Source organism: Streptomyces sp. NPDC030799, from assembly GCF_055572255.1.
On sequence record NZ_JBVIDS010000001.1, the window covers coordinates 51,481 to 69,372 of the forward strand.

Below are 17,892 nucleotides of genomic sequence, written 5' to 3' on the forward strand. Positions count from 1 at the left end.
ATCACTGGTCCTTGTGGGAGAGAGCGCGGACGGTACGGGACGGGCTGGGCCGGTCCAGATGGGCGGCCATCCACACGCTTGTGGCGGTCAGACGGCCGAGGTCGACGCCGGTCTCGATGCCGAGGCCGTGCAGCATCCAGACGAGGTCCTCGGTGGCGAGGTTGCCGGTGGCGGACTTCGCGTACGGGCAGCCGCCGAGCCCGCCCGCCGAGGAGTCGACGGTGGTGACGCCGTGCTGCAGGGCCGCCAGGGTGTTGGCGAGCGCCTGGCCGTAGGTGTCGTGGAAGTGCACGCCGATCACGTTCGTCGGCACGCCCTTCTCGTTGAGCAGGGAGAGCAGTTCGAGGACGTGGCCGGGGGTGGCGACGCCGATCGTGTCGCCCAGGCTCAGCTCGTCGCAGCCCATGTCCCTGAGGGCCGTGCAGACGCGGGCCACCTGGTGGAGGGGGACCGCCCCCTCCCAGGGGTCGCCGAAGCACATCGAGACATAGCCGCGCACATGCGCGCCCGCGTCCTTCGCCTGCCGCACCACCGGCTCGAACACGGCCAGCGACTCGTCCAGCGTGCGGTTCAGATTGGCCTTCGCGAAGGACTCGGTGGCGCTGGCGAACACCGCGATCCGGCGGGCGCCGAGCGCGAGCGCGCGGTCCAGGCCACGGCGGTTCGGCACCAGGACGGGCAGGTCCACGTCGAGATCGCAGACCTGCCGGAACAGATGCTCGGCGTCCGCCAGTTGGGGCACCCACTCGGGGTGCACGAAACTCGTCGCCTCGATCGTCGTCAGGCCCGCATCGGCCAAGCGGCGGATGAAGTCCGCCTTGACCGACGTCGGTACGGCCATCTTCTCGTTCTGCAGCCCGTCACGCGCGCCGACCTCGTGGATCCGCACCCGAGCGGGCAGACCACCGGCCGGTACGACCATGGGCAGTCCTTCGGCACTCACTCCGCCACCACCTCTTCCTCGTCGTGCGGTGCGATCACGGCCAGCACCTGGTCCATGGCGACCGCCGTGCCCGGCGTCACGTCCAGCTCGGCGACCGTGCCGGCGTGCGGGGCGGAGATGACGTGCTCCATCTTCATCGCCTCGACCACCAGCAGGCTCTGGCCCGCGGCCACTTCATCGCCGACCGCGACCTTCACGACGGTCACCGTCCCGGGCATGGGAGCGGTCAGCGAGTCCGCGCCCGTGTGTCCGGACCGGGTGAGGGACGCGGCGACCGGGTCGTGGTCGCGCACGTGCCAGGCGTCGCCGTGACGGCCGATCCAGTCACCGGCCCGGTGGAAGACGTGGCGGACGCCGTCCAGGGTCACCGTCACCCGGTCGCCGGTGACGGTGTGGGTGCCCCGGGGGGTGTACGTCACCGGTTCCTGCACCCGGAGGTGGAAGACGGGCGGCTTCGGGGTGCCGCCGAGGCGCCATCCGCTCGGCACCGAGAAGGGGTCGGTCCAGCCCTTCGCGCGGGGCTTCAGCGCCTCCATGCGTACGGCGGCCGCCGCCTCGTACACCGCCTCCGGCACGTCGGTGGGAACCAGCTCGTCCACCACCCGCTCCACGAGCCCCGTGTCCAACTCGCCCGCCACGACCGCCGGATGCTCCAGCAGCCGGCGCAGGAAGCCCGCGTTGGTCTGCACGCCCAGCGTGACCGTCTCCGCCAGCGCCACCCGGAGCTTTCTGAGCGCCGTCGCCCGGTCGGGGCCGTAGGCGATCACCTTGGACACCATCGGGTCGTACAGGCTGCCCACCTCGGTGCCCTCACTGAGCCCGGAGTCGGTGCGCACGCCGTCGCCCTGCGGCTCGTCCAGCAGCAGCACCGTGCCGCCGGAGGGCAGGAAGCCGCGCGCGGGGTCCTCGGCGCAGATCCGGGCCTCGACCGCGTGCCCGGTGAGCGTCACGTCCGCCTGCGCGAAGCCCAGCTTCTCCCCGGCCGCCACGCGCAGCTGCCACTCCACCAGGTCGAGGCCGGTGATCAGTTCGGTGACCGGGTGCTCCACCTGGAGACGGGTGTTCATCTCCATGAAGTAGTACGACGACGGGTCACCGCCCGGCACGATGAACTCCACCGTGCCCGCGCCCCGGTAGCCGCAGGAGCGGGCCGCCTGCACGGCCGCCTCGCCCATCGCCGCGCGCGTGGCCTCGTCGAGGAGCACGCTCGGCGCCTCCTCGATGATCTTCTGGTGGCGCCGCTGGAGCGAGCATTCGCGCTCGCCGAGGTGAACCACGTTCCCGTGGCCGTCGGCCAGCACCTGGATCTCGATGTGCCGGGGCCGGTCGATCCACCGCTCCACGAGCAGGGTGTCGTCGCCGAAGGAGGCGCGGGCCTCGCGGCGGGCGGCGGCGATCTCCTCCTCCAGCACGGTCATGTCCCGCACCAGGCGCATGCCCTTGCCGCCGCCCCCTGCGGAGGGCTTGAGCAGCACGGGCGCACCCAGTTCGCGGGCCGCACCGGCGAGGTCGGGGTCACGGCCCCCGGGCACCACCGGCACCCCGGCCTTCTGCACCGTCTCCTTGGCACGGATCTTGTCGCCCATGAGCGCGATCGCGTCGGCGGGCGGGCCGATGAAGACCAGCCCCGCCTCCTCGCACGCGCGCGCGAAGCCGGCGTTCTCGGCGAGGAAGCCGTACCCGGGGTGCACGGCCTGGGCGCCGGTGCGGGCGGCGGCCTCCAGCAGCCGCTCGACGGACAGATAGCTCTCGGCCGCGGGCGGCGGCCCGATCCGTACCGCCGTGTCGGCCTCCCGGACGTGCCGCGCGTCGGCGTCGGCGTCGGAGAAGACCGCCACCGAGCGCACGCCCAGCGAGCGGAGCGTACGGATGACGCGTACGGCGATCTCGCCCCGGTTGGCGACCAGCACTGTGTCGAACACGGTTCCCCTCCTCACATCCGGAAGACGCCGAACTGGGGCTCTCCCAGAGGCGCGTTGGCGCAGGCCGTCAGGGCGAGTCCGAGCACCTGACGGGTCTCCAGCGGGTCGATCACGCCGTCGTCCCAGAGGCGGGCGGTGGCGTAGTAGGCGTTGCCCTGGCGCTCGTACTGCGCGCGGATCGGTGCCTTGAAGGCCTCCTCGTCCCCGGCGGGCCACTGTTCGCCGCGCGCTTCCAGCTGGTCGCGCTTGACCGTGGCGAGCACGGACGCGGCCTGCTCGCCGCCCATGACGGAGATCTTGGCGCCCGGCCACATCCACAGGAAACGGGGCGAGTAGGCCCGGCCGCACATCGAGTAGTTGCCCGCGCCGTACGACCCGCCGACCACCACGGTCAGCTTCGGCACGCGCGTGCACGCCACCGCCGTCACCATCTTGGCGCCGTGCTTGGCGATGCCGCCCGCCTCGTAGTCCTTGCCGACCATGAACCCGGAGATGTTCTGCAGGAACACCAGCGGGATGCCGCGCTGGTCGCACAGCTCGATGAAGTGGGCGCCCTTCTGGGCGGACTCGGAGAAGAGGATGCCGTTGTTGGCGACGATGCCGACCGGGTGGCCGTGGATGCGGGCGAAGCCGGTGACGAGCGTCTGCCCGAACTCGGCCTTGAACTCGGCGAACCGGGAGCCGTCGACCACGCGCGCGATGATCTCGCGGACGTCGTAGGGGGTGCGGGAGTCGACCGGGACGGCGCCGTACAGCCCGTACGGATCCACCTTCGGTTCGACCGCCGGCTGCACCTCCCAGGGCAGGGACCGCCGGGCCGGGAGCGTGGCGACGATGTTCCGGACGATCCTCAGGGCGTGCGCGTCGTCCTCGGCGAGGTGGTCGGTGACGCCGGAGACCCGGGAGTGGACCTCGCCGCCGCCCAGCTCCTCCGCCGTGACGACCTCACCGGTGGCGGCCTTCACGAGCGGCGGGCCGCCGAGGAAGATCGTCCCCTGACCGCGCACGATCACGGCCTCGTCGCTCATCGCCGGGACGTACGCCCCACCGGCCGTGCAGGAGCCGAGGACGGCCGCGATCTGCGGGATCCCGGCGCCGGACATGCGGGCCTGGTTGTAGAAGATCCGCCCGAAGTGGTCCCGGTCGGGGAAGACCTCGTCCTGCATCGGCAGGAAGGCACCGCCGGAGTCGACCAGGTACACACACGGCAGCCGGTTGTCGAGCGCCACCTCCTGGGCGCGCAGGTGCTTCTTCACGGTCATCGGGTAGTACGTGCCGCCCTTGACCGTGGCGTCGTTCGCGACGATCACGCACTCGCGTCCGCTGACCCGGCCGATCCCGGCGATCACGCCGGCGGCCGGAGCCTGCCCCTCGTACATCCCGTCGGCCGCCAGCGGGGCCAGCTCCAGGAAGGGCGAGCCCGGGTCGAGCAGGGTGTCCACCCTGTCCCTCGGCAGCAGCTTGCCGCGCGCGGTGTGCCGGGCCCGCGCCTTCTCGCCGCCGCCGAGCGCCGCCGCGGCCAGCTTGCCGCGCAGCTCCGCGACCAGCGCGAGATGAGCCTGTTCATTGGCCCGCCAGGCCTCCGACGCGGGATCTGCCGCGCTCCGGAGCTCCGGTGCCTCCTGCATCCTGCGGTCCCCTCACCGGTGATCGAACCTGTTGGTCGAACGTGTTAATGAGCGTTAACCATTTCCTCCAGGTTAACGACCGCTAACCTCGCTGTCTAGAATTACCTGCATGGTCACCAGAACCGACGCCCCCACCCGCCGCGAGCAGATCCTCAAGGAGGCCGCCCGGCTCTTCGCCGAGCGCGGCTTCCACGGCGTCGGTGTCGACGAGATAGGCGCCGCGGTCGGCATCAGCGGCCCCGGTCTGTACCGGCACTTCCCGGGCAAGGACGCGATGCTCGCCGAGCTGCTGGTGGGCATCAGCGGCCAGCTGCTGACCGGCGCCAAGCGGCGCCTGGCGGAGGCGGACGGCCGGCTGGGCGCCTCCGCCGTCCTCGACTCCCTCATCGAGGGCCACATCGACTTCGCCCTGGACGACCGTCCCCTGATCACCCTGCACGACCGCGAGCTGGACCGCCTCCGCGACAGCGACCGCAAGCTGGTCCGCCAGCTCCAGCGGCAGTACGTCGAGCTGTGGGTGGAGGTGGTCCGCGAGGTGTATCCGGCGCTGACCGAGCCGACGGCCCGCTCGGCGGTCCACTCGGTCTTCGGCCTGCTGAACTCCACGCCCCACCTGGGCCGCGCCGGCACGCTGCCGGGCCGGGGGACGACGGCGGCACTGCTGCACCGGATGGCGCGGGGTGCGTTCACGGCGGCCGGCGAGGCGTGAGGCCGGGCGGCGAGGGGGCGGGGCGGGGCTCGGCGTGATGAGCGTTACGGGGGGAGACCTCTGGACGGCGGAAGATACTCACCAGTACCTTGGAGTCTGAGCAAGCGCTTAGACATGTACGTGGAGGTGGGCGGCGTGCGCCGTACGGTGTTCAACGAGGATCACGAGGCGTTCCGGGAGACCCTGCGCGCCTTCATCGAGGCCGAGGTCGTGCCCGTCTACGACGAGTGGTTCGCCGCCGGCCAGGCGCCGCGCGACTTCTACTACAAGCTCGGCGAGCTGGGCATCTTCGGCATCAACGTCCCCGAGGAGTTCGGCGGCGCCGGCCTGGACAGCCACAAGTTCGAGGCCGTCGTCTACGAGGAGACCGCCCGCGCGGGCGTGAACTTCGGCGGCTCCGGCGTGCACGTGCTGCTCGCGCTGCCCTACATCAAGATGCTCGCCACCGACGAGCAGAAGAAGCGCTACCTGCCGAAGTTCGTCACCGGCGAGGAGATGTGGGCCATCGCGATGACGGAGCCGGGCACCGGTTCCGACCTCGCGGGCATGAAGTCCACCGCCAAGCTCTCCGAGGACGGCACGCACTACGTCCTCAACGGCGCCAAGACCTTCATCACCGGCGGCGTCCACGCCGACCGCGTGATCGTGTGCGCCCGCACCGCGGCGCCGACCGCCGAGGACCGCCGCCACGGCATCTCCCTGTTCGCCGTGGACACCAAGTCCGAGGGCTACTCCGTCGGCCGCAAGCTCGACAAGCTGGGCCTGAAGACCTCCGACACCGCCGAGCTGGCCTTCGTCGACGTCAAGGTGCCGGTCGAGGACCTGCTCGGCGAGGAGAACAAGGGCTTCTACTACCTCGGCCACAACCTGGCCTCCGAGCGCTGGGGCATCGCCTTCGGCGCCTACGCGCAGGCCAAGGCCGCCGTCCGGTTCGCCAAGCAGTACGTCCAGGAGCGCACCGTCTTCGGCAAGCCGGTCGCCCACTTCCAGAACACCAAGTTCGAGCTGGCCGCCTGCCAGGCCGAGGTGGACGCCGCCGAGGCCGTCGCCGACCGCGCCACGGAGGCCCTGGACGCCGGTGAGCTGACCCCCGCCGAGGCCGCCAGCGCCAAGCTGTTCTGCACCGAGGTCGCCCACCGCGTCATCGACCGCTGCCTGCAGCTGCACGGCGGCTACGGCTACATGAACGAGTACCCGATCGCCCGCCTGTACGCGGACAACCGCGTCAACCGCATCTACGGCGGCACCAGCGAGATCATGAAGACGATCATCGCCAAGGACATGGGCCTGTAAGGGCCGTGTGACCGGGCGCAATCACCGGCCGGTACAACTGAAACCCATGAGTCAGGCACTCCAGGATCTCCTCGATCTGCTCGACCTGGAGCAGATCGAGGAGAACATCTTCCGCGGCCAGTCCCGCTCCGCCGTCGTCCCCCGCGTCTTCGGCGGGCAGGTCGCGGCACAGGCGCTGGTCGCCGCGGGGCGGACGGTCCCCGCGGACCGCCCCGCCCACTCGCTGCACGCCTACTTCCTGCGCCCGGGGGACCCCGGCGCACCGATCGTCTACACCGTCGACCGCATCCGCGACGGCCGGTCCTTCACCACCCGCCGCGTGGTCGCCGTCCAGCACGGCAAGCCGATCTTCCACCTCTCGGCGTCCTTCCAGGCGCACGAGGAGGGACTTGAGCACCAGGCGCCCATGCCCGCCTCGCCCGACCCGGCGACCTTGCCCACCTCGCAGGAGCGGCTGCGCGGTTACGACCACCTGGCACCCGAGGTCGTGGAGAGGTTCCTGGAGGCCCGCGAGGCGATCGACCTCAGGTACGTGGACGAGCCGCCGTACGGGCAGTTCGGCGCTCCCCGCGAGCCGCACAGCCAGGTGTGGTTCCGCACCAACGGCAAGCTCGACGACGACCCGTTGCTGCACGTCGTCCTCGCCACCTACGTCTCCGACATGACCCTCCTCGACTCCGTGCTGCTCGCGCACGGCCGCGGCGGCTGGGCCGTCGGGGATGTCGTGGGCGCCTCCCTGGACCACGCGATGTGGTTCCACCGGCCCTTCCGCGCCGACGAATGGCTGCTGTACGACCAGGAGTCGCCGTCGGCGCACGGTGGCCGCGGTCTCGGCCAGGCCCGTATCTACACGCAGGACGGCCGGCTCGCCATCACGGTCATCCAGGAGGGCGTGGTCCGCGTCCCGCGCTGAGCCCGGCGCGTACCGCCTTACGCCAGTCCCGCCTCGGCCAGCAGATACGCCGTCAGGGGGTCGTAGTAACGCGGGCTGACCACATGGTCGTCGAGCGGTACGACGACCTGCAGGGTGCCCTCGGACTCGGCGAGGAACAGGGCCGGGTCGTTGCAGTCGGCGTACCCGACCGCGTCCAGGCCGTGCTGTCCGGCGTACCCGGCCCAGCCGTGGTCGGCGACCACCAGGTCCGGCAAGGGGCGGCCCTCGCGCTCAAGTCCCGTCAGGATGGCCCGCATCGGCTCACCCGAGTGGGTGTGCCACAGCGTCGCCCCGTGCTCCAGCACGGCCACGTCCGCGAACTGCATGACGTACCCCTCGTCCGTCTGCAGCCCGTCCGGGATGACCACGATCTCGCAGCCGGCGGCGCGCAGCGCGGCGGCCGTCGCCCGGTGCACATCCAGCAGGCCGCCCGGGTGACCGGTCGCGAACAGCACCCGCTGCTGTCCCTCGGCCGCCTTGCGCAGCCGGGCCGCCATCCGCTCCAGCGCGTCCACGGTCAACTCGGGATCGATCGTGTCCTGTCCGTACCGGTACTCGGGATCGTCGCTGACCCCCACCCGCTCGGCCATCACCGCGAGCACGTCCTGCTCGTCCGTCCAGCGGTCGCCCAGCTCCAGCCCGAGCCAGAAGCCCCGGACACCGTTGGCGAGCTGACGGTAGTGGGAGAGGTTGTTCTCGCGGGGCGTGGCGACGTCCCCCGCGATACGGGTCCTCACCAGGTGGTCGACGAGCTGGGCGCGGCTGGGTGTCCCGGATATCGGCATGTCTTCCATTGTGGGGCAGCGCACTGCGGGCGTCCTCGGCATGTCGCCCGCTGGGACGCGGCTCACTCGCCGGTTCAGCCGTGCCGCAGCGCGAACCACAACTCCATGCGCACATCCGGGTCGTCCAGGTCGGCGTCCAACAGCACGGCGCAGCGGGCGATCCGCTGCCGCACGGTGTTGCGGTGCACGTCCAGCGCCACCGCCGTACGGTCCCAGCTGCCGTGCAGGGCCAGCCAGTTGCGCAGAGTCTCGGCCAGCTCGGGCCGCCCGGCGAGCGGCGCGAGCACGGCCCGGGCATGCGCCTCGGCGTCCGCCCGCGGCACCAGGGCGTCCCACCCCGGCCGGGCGCCGTGCCGGACCAGCGGGGCGCGGGTGGCGCGGGCCCGGGCGAGGGCACGGGCCGCCTGACCGTCGGCGGCCGCCCACTCCCGTGGCGCCACCGCGGCGCTCACCCCGAGCGTCCACCCGGCCTGCGGCTCCGGTAGCCGCCCGCCCGGCACCAGCACCCGTACGACGTCATGGGCGAGGTCGACCAGCGGCGATCCCAGGGCGGCGCCGAGCGCGGAGGCGGCGACGGCGTCCGGGCGCTGCCCCTCGGGCCGGGCGTGCACGACGACCCAGCCGCCCTCCCCCAGCAGCGGCGCGACCGCCTCCGGCGAGGCACCGAGCAGCAGCCGCACCAGCGCCGAGGACCGCGCCGCCCCCGCACCGCTGTGATGCTCCCCCGTCAGCAGTGACAGCAGCACCGCTGCGACGGAGGCGATGGTGTGGTCCCCGGGCTCCCGCCGGGCACCGGCCATCCCGAGGACGAACCCCTCACCGGCGCCGAGGGCGTAGACGGCGAGGTGCGTGGAGCCGACGGTGTCGGTGGCGGAAGCGGGGAGTGGACGGGAGGGAGCGGGGGGCGGGGGAGCGGGGGCCGGAGGGGCCGCGGTGGGGCGGCCGGAAGCGGGCGGCGTCGCGGAGTGGTCCGGTGCCGGCAAGACGCCGCCTTCCGTGCCCGCTCTCGTCGTGCCTGCCGTGCCGCCGCCCGTCGCGTGCGGGCCCGCTTCGGGCGCGCGGTCCGCCTCGGGTGCCGGGTCGCCGGTGGCGCGTACCACTGTCGCCAGGCCGGCCAGTGCGCTGCGTACCTCGTCGCCCGGCTCGCGGCCCGCGGCGGCCAGGGCCGTGCCGTCGGGGCCGTAGAGCACCGCGTGGCCGGAGACATGCCGGGCCAGGCGGCGCAGCACGGACCGCACGGGGTCCGGGCGGGCGGCGGCCGAGGCGAGGCTCTGCTGGGCCTCCGTGACGCGGCGCAGCTCGGCGAGCCGGGCCTGGGCCATCAGCTGCCACACCGCGCGGGCCACCCCGGAGAAGGTGGTCTGGGGCGGGACCTCCAGCAACGGCAGCCCGTAGCGCTCGCAGGCGGCGACCAACGCGCGCGGCACCGTGTCGTGCACCGGCGCCAGCCCGAACCCGAGGGCGGCCCCGCCCGCCGCCACGATCCGCGAGACGTACTCGTCGAAGTAGTCCCCCAGTCTCGAATTCGCTCGACCGGGGGCGCCCCCATCCGAACCCGCCGCCTCCGGGACGTGCACGCCCGCCGTGAGCAGCAGCTCGCCGCCCAGCAGATACGGGTACGGGTCGGCCATCTCCGAGGTGTGCGCCCAGTGGATCACGAGGGAGGGATCGGACGGGCCTGCGATCTGCCGCAGACCGAGATCCTCGCGGGCGAGCAGCGCCGACAGCGGTACCGGTGGGGTCGGTGGGACAGCTGGGGTGATCGTCTCGGGCATGGTGTGCGTTTCCTCCATCCCGCCCCGTTCATCTGGATGAAACGTACACTTCGCAGTCGCTTTCCGGCCACCTAGGGTCAAGTCAGCACGGCAGCCGCGGGTACGGGCGGATGTCCCCGCGAGCCGCTGCCGTCCGTCCCCATTGCATCTGCACGACACGCCACCGGACAGTGCGCGAAGGAGGCCCTCCCATGGCCGTCGACTACACAGTGATCGTCGTCTATCTCGCCGGCATGCTGGCCATGGGCTGGTGGGGCATGCGCCGCGCCAGGTCCAAGAGCGATTTCCTGGTGGCGGGCCGCCGCCTGGGCCCGGCCATGTACTCCGGCACCATGGCGGCGATCGTCCTCGGCGGCGCCTCCACCATCGGCGGCGTGGGGCTCGGGTACCAGTACGGACTGTCCGGCGCCTGGATGGTCTTCACCATCGGCCTCGGACTCCTCGCACTCTCCGTCTTCTTCTCCGCCCGCATCGCCCGCCTGAAGGTCTACACCGTCTCCGAGATGCTGGACCTGCGCTACGGCGGCCGGGCGGGCGTCATCTCCGGCGTGGTCATGTGGGCGTACACCCTCATGCTCGCCGTCACCTCCACCATCGCCTACGCGACGATCTTCGACGTCCTCCTCGACCTGAACCGCACGGTCGCGATCATCCTCGGCGGCTCGATCGTCGTCGCCTACTCCACTCTCGGCGGCATGTGGTCCATCACGCTGACCGACATGGTCCAGTTCGTGGTGAAGACCGTCGGCGTGCTGCTCCTGCTCCTGCCCATCGCCGTGGTCAAGGCGGGCGGCTTCTCGGAGATGAAGGCCAAGCTGCCGACCTCGTACTTCGACCCGCTGGGCATCGGCGGCGAGACGATCTTCACCTACGTCCTGATCTATACGTTCGGCATGTTGATCGGCCAGGACATCTGGCAGCGCGTGTTCACCGCCCGCAGTGACAGGACCGCCAAGTGGGGCGGCACGGTGGCCGGAACCTACTGTCTGGCCTACGCCCTCGCCGGCGCGGTGATCGGCACCGCCGCCAAGGTGCTCTACCCCAAGCTCGGCAGCCCCGACGACGCCTTCGCCACCATCGTCAAGGACGAACTCCCCGTCGGCGTGCGCGGCCTGGTCCTGGCCGCCGCCCTGGCCGCCGTGATGTCCACCTCCTCCGGCGCCCTGATCGCCTGCGCCACGGTCGCCAACAACGACATCTGGTCGCGGCTGCGCGGTGCCGTGCGCGGCGGTGGCGAGGACCACGACGAGGTCACCGGCAACCGGGCGTTCATCCTGGTCATGGGTGTCGTGGTGATCGGTACGGCGATCGCGCTGAACAACGTGGTCGAGGCGCTGACCGTGGCGTACAACCTGCTCGTCGGCGGCCTGCTCGTGCCCATCCTCGGCGGCCTGCTGTGGAAGCGCGGCACGGTGCAGGGCGCGCTGGCCTCGGTGATCGTCGGCGGCCTCGCGGTCATCGGCCTGATGGCGGGCTACGGCATCCTCGCCAACGAGCCCGTCTACTACGGCCTGCTCGCCTCCCTCGCCGCCTACCTCGTCGTCTCCCTGGCGACGAGGCCCACCGACGAGACCGTCCTCGCCGTCTGGCGCGAGCGCCTCGCCGGAGGCGATCCCGAACTCGTGTCCGAACCGGTCCCGGCTCACCAGTAGAGTCGTAGGGAAAGCAGTACATGCGCGATGAAGCGCAAGAAAGAAGGCAATTCACCATGAGCAGCAACGAGACGCCCCGCGGCCCTGTCGACTCCTCCCGCATCCCGCGGTACGCCGGACCCGCGACCTTCGCCCGGCTGCCCCGCCTCGACGAGGTCGGCACCGCCGACGTCGCCGTCGTGGGCGTGCCGTTCGACTCCGGCGTCTCGTACCGGCCGGGCGCCCGCTTCGGCGGCAACGCCATCCGCGAGGCGTCCCGGCTGCTGCGCCCGTACAACCCGGCGCAGGACGCCTCTCCCTTCGCCCTGGCGCAGGTCGCCGACGGCGGTGACATCGCCGTGAACCCGTTCAACATCAACGAGGCCGTCGAGACGATCGAGGGTGCGGCGGACGAGCTGCTCGGCACGGGCGCCCGTCTGATGACCCTGGGCGGCGACCACACCATCGCGCTGCCCCTGCTGCGCTCGGTCGCCAAGAAGCACGGCCCGGTCGCCCTGCTGCACTTCGACGCCCACCTGGACACCTGGGACACCTACTTCGGCGCCGAGTACACCCACGGCACCCCGTTCCGCCGCGCGGTGGAGGAGGGCATCCTCGACACCTCCGCCCTCTCCCACGTCGGCACCCGCGGTCCCCTGTACGGCAAGCAGGACCTCACGGACGACGAGAAGATGGGCTTCGGCATCGTCACGTCCGCCGACATCTACCGCCGGGGCGCCGACGAGGTGGCCGACCAGCTGCGCCAGCGCATCGGCGACCGCCCGCTGTACATCTCCATCGACATCGACTGCCTCGACCCGGCCCACGCCCCCGGCACCGGCACCCCCGAGGCCGGCGGCATGACCTCCCGCGAGCTGCTGGAGATCCTGCGCGGGCTGGCGTCCTGCAACCTGGTCTCGGCGGACGTCGTCGAGGTCGCGCCCGCGTACGACCACGCGGAGATCACCTCGGTGGCGGCCTCCCACACGGCCTACGAACTGACCACCATCATGAGCCGCCAGATCGCGGCGGCCCGGAAGGACTCGGAAGCGAAGTGACTCACGACCACGACCTGGTACTCCGCCCGACCGAGGCACAGCAGGAGGCCGCGCTGAATCCTCCCCCCGGCCGCAACGGCGGAGACCTGGTCGTGGAGACCCTGGCCGGGCTGGGCGCGACGACCGTCTTCGGCCTGCCCGGCCAGCACGCCCTCGGCATGTTCGACGCCCTGCGCCGCTCCTTCCTGCGGTATGTCGGTCTGCGGGTCGAGAACAACGCGGGCTTCGCGGCGGACGCGTACGGCAGGATCACGGGAGAGGCGGCACCGCTGCTGCTGTCGACGGGTCCGGGCGCGTTGACGTCCCTCGCGGCGCTCCAGGAGGCCGCCGCCGCCTCCGCCCCCGTACTGGCGATCAGCAGCCAGATCCCGACGGCCGGCCTGGGCGGCGGCCGGCACGGCTACCTCCACGAACTCCCGGACCAGGCCGCCTCCTTCCGCGGCGTGGTCAAGTCCGTCCACACGGTCCGCACCCAGTCCCAGATCCCCTCCGCCGTCGCGGCGGCGTGGAAGTCGGCGCTGACGGCACCGCACGGCCCGGTGTGGGTGGAGATCCCGCAGGACGTGCTGCTGGCTCCGACCGCGCTGCCGGTGGTGACGGCGCCGGACGCCACGCCGGAGGAGCTGGTCCCCCGCCCCGAACTGACGGCGGTGGCAGCCGACCTGCTGTCCCGTGCGGCCCGCCCGGCGATCATCGCGGGCGGCGGGGTCGTACGGTCCGACGCCTCGGGAAAGCTGCTGCAGCTGGCCGAGCGGCTCGACGCCCCCGTGGTCACGACCTTCGGCGGCAAGGGCGCGTTTCCCTGGGAGCACCCTCTTTCGATGCAGTCCTGGCTGGAGGACCGGCATACGACGGACTTCCTGGAGGACGCGGACGTCCTGCTGGTGGTCGGCTCGGGCCTGGGTGAACTCTCCTCCAACTACCACACCTTCAAGCCCCGCGGCCGGGTCGTCCAGATCGAGGCCGACCTCGGCAAGCTGGAGTCCAACCACCCGGCCCTCGGCATCCACGCGGACGCCCGACTGGCGCTGCAGGCGCTGCTGGAGACGGTGGAGGAGCGCACGGACGAGTCGGCGCCGAGGCGGGTGCGGGAGCTGCTGGAGAAGGTGGCTTCCCGTATCGCCGCCCAGGAACTTGCCCTGGAACAGGAGGTGTTGGGGGCCGTCCGCCGAGCGCTGCCCGCCGGTGCCCCGTCCTTCTGGGACATGACGATCCTGGCGTACTGGGCGTGGTCGGCCTTCGACCCCCGCGGTGCGAACACCATGCACTCCGCCCAGGGCGCCGGCGGCCTCGGCTACGGCTTCCCGGCGGCGCTGGGCGCGGCGGCGGCCGACCCGACCCGCCCGGTGCTGGCGGTGTCGGGCGACGGCGGTGCCCTGTACTCGATCGCCGAGCTGGCGACGGCGAAGCAGTACGACCTGCCGGTCACCTGGCTCATCGTCGACGACGGCGGCTACGGCATCCTGCGCGAGTACATGACGGACGCCTTCGGCCAGGCGACGGCGACGGAACTGGCCCGCCCGGACTACGTCGCCCTGGCGGAGTCCTTCGGCGTCCCCGGGGTCCTGACGACCCCGGAGACCCTGGAGGAGGACCTGGCGAAGGCACTGTCCGCGCCCGGCCCTTCGGTGGTCGTACTCCCCGCGGTCCTGCGGATGTTCGCGCCGACACACCTCACGGCGTGAGCACGGCCCACCGGAGCCGAGGGTACGTCAGTGGCACGTGCTCGACGTGCTGATGTACACCTGCGTCGGGTGCGCCGCGCCGAAGGACCAGCCCTGGCCCGGCTTCATGCAGATCGTTCGGTAGTCGGAGAACTTCACGTAGGCCACGTCGTCGTGCCGGGTGTTGACCGCGCCCTTCGCCCTGCGGCTCGCGCCGAGCGTCTGCCAGTAGCCGGTGTCCTTGAACTTTCCCGTCATCGTGTTGCCGTTGTAGAAGCACACGTACGGATACGGACAGTGCGGGCGGGCCGCGGTGGACGCCGAGGCGGTCTGCGCGGACAGGGCCAGACCGCTCCCGGTCATGGCGCACGCGGTCAGGACGGCTGCGGTCGCGATGCGGAATCGCATGGGTGCTCCTTGGGTTCGGTTGCCTGAGGCGGCCCGCCCCACCCCCGTGGAGGCGGGCCGCCGAGTGCTGGGCGGTGCGGGATGGACCGCACCGCCCGCCGTGCACCACCGACAGTGCAGGCCGGGTCCAGGACGGGGCCAGGCCCGCCGGTCAGCTGCCGCCGACGCGGGATGTCCCACCCTCCGACCTGCGAGAACCCCCCGCGCCCTGAGGCACCGGCGGGACACCCGGACGCCGGTGGGGTGGCCGAAACCGTGTGCTCGAAAGGCCGGTCAGGGGAACCAGCGGTGCTTGTCGGGCATCCTGGTCCGGGGAGTTGCAACAGACATGGGGTGGAGCATGTCTCGTTGGAAGCAGTTGCCGGACTCGCTCGACCCGCGAGTGCGACAACTCGCCGTACAGATGCGCCGCATCAAGGACCACAGCGGTCTGGGGCTGCAGGCCCTGGCCGCCCGCACGGGTTACAGCCGTGCCTCCTGGGACCGCTACCTCAACGGCCGTTCGTTACCGCCGCAGGAGGCGGTGGCGGCACTGGCCCGCGCCTGCGACATCGACCCGGCCCGGCTGCTGGCCCTGCACGAGGTGGCGGTGGCGGCGGGGCGGGGCGGACCGGGGAATCCCGGCCGGGCGGCGGAGACGGACGTGGAGACGGACGCGGAGACGCAGGCGGGGAGGGACTCCGGGCCGGGCTCCGGGCCTGACTCCGGGCCTGGCGAGCAGGAAACCGCGGGACGCGGACCGAGGTGGCGGCTGTTCGCCGTCGTACTGGCGTCGGCCGTGCTCGTGACCGCGGTGATCGCCCTGCTGGTGGCCGCACCGTGGGACGGCGAACGGGACCGGACCGACGGCCGGCCGGTCTCGGCGGACGCCACGGAGCCGGCCCCGGGATCTCCTGGCGAGGGAACGAAGGGGGCGTTCGCGTTCCGGGCCGGCAAGGACTACCCCTGCAGGGTGCACCGCGCCGCGGACGGGCTGCTCTACGCGGGGTACAGCACGACCCGCGTCGGCCTGATCGGCAAGGGATCCGCCGAGTGGGCCGTCGTCGAGGCACAGTGCCTGCTGCGCCACCACGGCCTCTCGCCGGGGACCGCCGACGGCGCGTTCGGCTCCCGCACCGAGCGCGCGGTGGAGCGGTTGCAGGAGCGGGCCCACCTCCGTGTGGACGGGGTCGTCGGCGAGGACACCTGGGGAGTGCTGCGCAAATGACGCCCGGTGAGCGGGCGGTGGAGTGCGAGCGGCTGGCGGAGGCGCTGCGCGGGCTACGGGCCCGGACCGGGCTGAGCCTGGCCGCACTGGCCGCGAAGACGCCGTACAGCAAGTCGTCCTGGGACCGCTATCTCCGCGGCGGGACCGTTCCGCCCCGGCAGGCCGTCGCGGCACTGTGCGAACTCGCGGACGAGGATCCCGGGCGGATACTCGCGCTGTGGGAGCTGGCGGACACGGTGGCCAGCGGGCGTGCGGCGGGTGGGCGTACGGCAGGCGGGCGTACGGCGGGTGGGCGTGCAGCGGGTGGGGATGCGTCCGGTGGGCATGCGTCAGGTGGGTGCCCATGCGCGGGTGAGCCGTCGGCCGCCGTGGCCGAGCCGCCCCCGTCCGAGGACGCCGGCCGCTCGTCCCGGCGCCGGGCCGGTGGCCTGCTCGCCGTGCTTGCGGGCGGTGGACTCGCCATCGCCGCGGTCGCCGTGACCCTGGCGGCCACCGGCGCCTTCAGCGAGTCCGGTGCGAGCGCGTCCCCGTCCCCCTCCGCCCCCGTACCGGTACAGGGCTGCCACGGCGACGGCTGCACGGGCAAGGACCCCGAGACGTACGGCTGCGGAGCCGCCCCCGTGCCGGTGACCCTGGGCCGGCGGAGCTTCCCCGGGCCGACCGTGGTCAAGATCCGGCACAGTACCGCCTGCGGTGCGGTGTGGGCGCGGATCGACCTCGGCAAGGTGGGGGACCGGGCGGAGATCCTCGTACCGCATCACGCGCCGTGGCGCACCGAGGTCAAGGACGGGTACGACGCCAGGGACTCCCTGTCCACCCCGATGGTCGCCGCCTCCCGGTCGGACCTGGACCACGTACGCGCCTGCCTGGTACGCGAGGGCCGGCGGCACTGCTTCGGCCCGCGGGAGTAGCGGCGGATCCGCGGACGTTGGGCGTGTGTCAGGGGTTCCCGGCCGGTGCCAGGACCGCGGCCGCCAGATGGTCGCGGAACCAGCGGTGGCCCGGGTCGGCCGCGTTGCGGGGGTGCCAGGCCATCCCGAGCTCCAGGGGCGCCAGGTCGAGGGGGATCGGGAAGGTGCGCAGGCCCAGCGCGGCGATGGTGCCGGGGAGCCAGTCGGGCAGGGTGAGCGCGACGAGGTCGGTGTCCCGGGCCAGCATCAGCGCGGCCGTGTAACCGGGCACGACCACCGCGGTCCGGCGCCGCAGTCCGAGGTCCGCGAGCGCCCGGTCGATCGGCCCGGTGCGCTTGCCCAGCCGGGACACGCCGATGTGGCCGGCCGCGGCGAAACGGCGGGCGTCGATCCGCCCGTTGAAGAGGGGATGACCGCTGCGGGCGACACCGACCGGGTTCGCACGCCGGAGCTGCCGGGTGTGGATCTCGGGATCCAGGTGGTCGAGGACGCCCAGTTCGACGTCGACCAGCCCCTGCCGCAGCCCGGGACCGTCCTCCACCGCCTCCGGCAGGAAGACCACGTCCACGTGCGGGGCCTCCGCGTGGACCCGGTCGGTCAGGGTCCCGGCCAGCCCCGTCAGCAGCAGGTCGGTGGCCTGCACCGTGAACGTGCGCCGGAGATGCACCGGTGCGAAACCGGCCCCCGGCCGAAGGACGTCGTCGCAGCCGCGCAGCAGCGCGGCCACCTCCTCGCGGAGTTCCAGTGCCCGCGGCGTCGGCACCATCTGCCGGCCCGCGCGGACCAGCAGCGGATCACCGACGGCACGGCGGAGCCGGGCCAGCGTACGGCTGACCGCCGCGGGTGAGGTGCCGAGCCGCTCGGCGGCGCGGGTCACGCTGTTCTCCTGGAGCAAGGCGTCCAGCGCGCGCAGCAGGTTGAGATCCATGGACGCTCCTGAGCTGCGTTCTTACGTCTGGGGCAATGATCGCTTGCCGATCTTTGCATTGCTGCGGAATTCCCCGGTGCGGAGGGTGGAGGGGTC

The 17,892-nt window shown here is 72.4% G+C and carries 15 protein-coding genes; 8 read left to right on the top strand and 7 right to left on the bottom strand.

Annotated features, from left to right (window positions below; all coding sequences use genetic code 11):
* Window position 1: 1 nt before the first annotated feature.
* Genes ACZ41I_RS00235 through ACZ41I_RS00245 form a run of 3 tightly spaced genes read right to left on the bottom strand, consistent with a single transcriptional unit; the run spans window position 2 to window position 4,493 of the window.
* Complete coding sequence (locus ACZ41I_RS00235) at window positions 2–943, bottom strand: hydroxymethylglutaryl-CoA lyase (RefSeq protein WP_468512806.1); 942 nt, start codon at window positions 941–943, stop codon at window positions 2–4.
* A complete protein-coding gene (locus ACZ41I_RS00240; protein ID WP_468512807.1) occupies window positions 940–2,865 on the bottom strand; it encodes an acetyl/propionyl/methylcrotonyl-CoA carboxylase subunit alpha in 1,926 nt (641 codons plus the stop codon). Before ACZ41I_RS00240 ends, ACZ41I_RS00235 begins: the two co-directional genes overlap by 4 nt.
* A gap of 11 nt (window positions 2,866–2,876) precedes the next feature.
* Window positions 2,877–4,493, bottom strand: a complete 1,617-nt coding sequence (locus tag ACZ41I_RS00245) for a carboxyl transferase domain-containing protein (RefSeq protein ID WP_468512808.1) — start codon at window positions 4,491–4,493, stop codon at window positions 2,877–2,879.
* Between the two features lie 109 nt (window positions 4,494–4,602).
* Between ACZ41I_RS00245 and ACZ41I_RS00250 the strand changes: the two genes are divergently transcribed.
* The 3 genes from ACZ41I_RS00250 to tesB all read left to right on the top strand — a co-directional run bounded on the left by ACZ41I_RS00250 (window position 4,603) and on the right by tesB (window position 7,408).
* Complete coding sequence (locus tag ACZ41I_RS00250) at window positions 4,603–5,202, top strand: SACE_7040 family transcriptional regulator (protein ID WP_399768785.1); 600 nt, start codon at window positions 4,603–4,605, stop codon at window positions 5,200–5,202.
* A gap of 135 nt (window positions 5,203–5,337) precedes the next feature.
* Window positions 5,338–6,495 (top strand): acyl-CoA dehydrogenase family protein, encoded by a 1,158-nt coding sequence (locus ACZ41I_RS00255; protein WP_363214049.1) that lies wholly within the window; start codon window positions 5,338–5,340, stop codon window positions 6,493–6,495.
* A 46-nt stretch (window positions 6,496–6,541) separates the two neighbouring features.
* A complete protein-coding gene (tesB, locus tag ACZ41I_RS00260) occupies window positions 6,542–7,408 on the top strand; it encodes an acyl-CoA thioesterase II (RefSeq protein WP_399768787.1) in 867 nt (288 codons plus the stop codon).
* A gap of 17 nt (window positions 7,409–7,425) precedes the next feature.
* On the opposite strand, the gene ACZ41I_RS00265 is transcribed toward tesB, so the two are convergent.
* Window positions 7,426–8,214 carry a phosphatase gene (locus tag ACZ41I_RS00265; protein ID WP_399768789.1) on the bottom strand — a complete coding sequence of 263 codons (789 nt, stop codon included), beginning with the start codon at window positions 8,212–8,214 and terminating at the stop codon, window positions 7,426–7,428.
* A 74-nt stretch (window positions 8,215–8,288) separates the two neighbouring features.
* Window positions 8,289–9,989 carry a PucR family transcriptional regulator ligand-binding domain-containing protein gene (locus ACZ41I_RS00270; RefSeq protein ID WP_468512809.1) on the bottom strand — a complete coding sequence of 567 codons (1,701 nt, stop codon included), beginning with the start codon at window positions 9,987–9,989 and terminating at the stop codon, window positions 8,289–8,291.
* A 191-nt stretch (window positions 9,990–10,180) separates the two neighbouring features.
* On the opposite strand from ACZ41I_RS00270, the gene ACZ41I_RS00275 reads away from it, so the two are divergent.
* From ACZ41I_RS00275 to ACZ41I_RS00285, 3 genes are read left to right on the top strand one after another with little or no spacing between them, the layout of a single operon-like run.
* On the top strand, window positions 10,181–11,641 hold the full coding sequence (locus ACZ41I_RS00275; protein WP_468512810.1) for a sodium:solute symporter family protein: 1,461 nt from the start codon (window positions 10,181–10,183) through the stop codon (window positions 11,639–11,641).
* Between the two features lie 56 nt (window positions 11,642–11,697).
* The gene (gene speB, locus ACZ41I_RS00280; protein WP_363213981.1) at window positions 11,698–12,678 is read left to right on the top strand and encodes an agmatinase; all 981 of its coding nucleotides are present in this window, start codon (window positions 11,698–11,700) and stop codon (window positions 12,676–12,678) included.
* The gene (locus ACZ41I_RS00285) at window positions 12,675–14,363 is read left to right on the top strand and encodes a thiamine pyrophosphate-binding protein (RefSeq protein WP_468512811.1); all 1,689 of its coding nucleotides are present in this window, start codon (window positions 12,675–12,677) and stop codon (window positions 14,361–14,363) included. Before speB ends, ACZ41I_RS00285 begins: the two co-directional genes overlap by 4 nt.
* A 27-nt stretch (window positions 14,364–14,390) precedes the next feature.
* Here ACZ41I_RS00285 and ACZ41I_RS00290 read toward each other — a convergent pair whose 3' ends face one another.
* Entirely contained in the window at window positions 14,391–14,750 is a 360-nt protein-coding gene (locus ACZ41I_RS00290; protein WP_363213983.1) for a hypothetical protein, read from the bottom strand.
* 340 nt (window positions 14,751–15,090) lie between these two features.
* On the opposite strand from ACZ41I_RS00290, the gene ACZ41I_RS00295 reads away from it, so the two are divergent.
* Complete coding sequence (locus ACZ41I_RS00295) at window positions 15,091–15,957, top strand: peptidoglycan-binding protein (protein WP_468512812.1); 867 nt, start codon at window positions 15,091–15,093, stop codon at window positions 15,955–15,957.
* Window positions 15,954–16,868, top strand: a complete 915-nt coding sequence (locus tag ACZ41I_RS00300; protein WP_468319717.1) for a helix-turn-helix domain-containing protein — start codon at window positions 15,954–15,956, stop codon at window positions 16,866–16,868. Before ACZ41I_RS00295 ends, ACZ41I_RS00300 begins: the two co-directional genes overlap by 4 nt.
* Before the next feature lie 28 nt (window positions 16,869–16,896).
* On the opposite strand, the gene ACZ41I_RS00305 is transcribed toward ACZ41I_RS00300, so the two are convergent.
* On the bottom strand, window positions 16,897–17,796 hold the full coding sequence (locus ACZ41I_RS00305; RefSeq protein ID WP_468512813.1) for a LysR family transcriptional regulator: 900 nt from the start codon (window positions 17,794–17,796) through the stop codon (window positions 16,897–16,899).
* Window positions 17,797–17,892 lie beyond the last annotated feature (96 nt).

Bases quoted from the DNA above. Each gene is read 5' to 3' on its own strand.
- ACZ41I_RS00265 (WP_399768789.1), bottom strand. From the start codon at position 8,214: ATGCCGATATCCGGGACACCCAGCCGCGCCCAGCTCGTCGACCACCTG.
- tesB (WP_399768787.1), top strand. From the start codon at position 6,542: ATGAGTCAGGCACTCCAGGATCTCCTCGATCTGCTCGACCTGGAGCAG.
- speB (WP_363213981.1), top strand. From the start codon at position 11,698: ATGAGCAGCAACGAGACGCCCCGCGGCCCTGTCGACTCCTCCCGCATC.
- ACZ41I_RS00290 (WP_363213983.1), bottom strand. From the start codon at position 14,750: ATGCGATTCCGCATCGCGACCGCAGCCGTCCTGACCGCGTGCGCCATG.
- ACZ41I_RS00250 (WP_399768785.1), top strand. From the start codon at position 4,603: ATGGTCACCAGAACCGACGCCCCCACCCGCCGCGAGCAGATCCTCAAG.
- ACZ41I_RS00295 (WP_468512812.1), top strand. From the start codon at position 15,091: ATGTCTCGTTGGAAGCAGTTGCCGGACTCGCTCGACCCGCGAGTGCGA.
- ACZ41I_RS00245 (WP_468512808.1), bottom strand. From the start codon at position 4,493: ATGCAGGAGGCACCGGAGCTCCGGAGCGCGGCAGATCCCGCGTCGGAG.
- ACZ41I_RS00270 (WP_468512809.1), bottom strand. From the start codon at position 9,989: ATGCCCGAGACGATCACCCCAGCTGTCCCACCGACCCCACCGGTACCG.
- ACZ41I_RS00275 (WP_468512810.1), top strand. From the start codon at position 10,181: ATGGCCGTCGACTACACAGTGATCGTCGTCTATCTCGCCGGCATGCTG.
- ACZ41I_RS00305 (WP_468512813.1), bottom strand. From the start codon at position 17,796: ATGGATCTCAACCTGCTGCGCGCGCTGGACGCCTTGCTCCAGGAGAAC.
- ACZ41I_RS00300 (WP_468319717.1), top strand. From the start codon at position 15,954: ATGACGCCCGGTGAGCGGGCGGTGGAGTGCGAGCGGCTGGCGGAGGCG.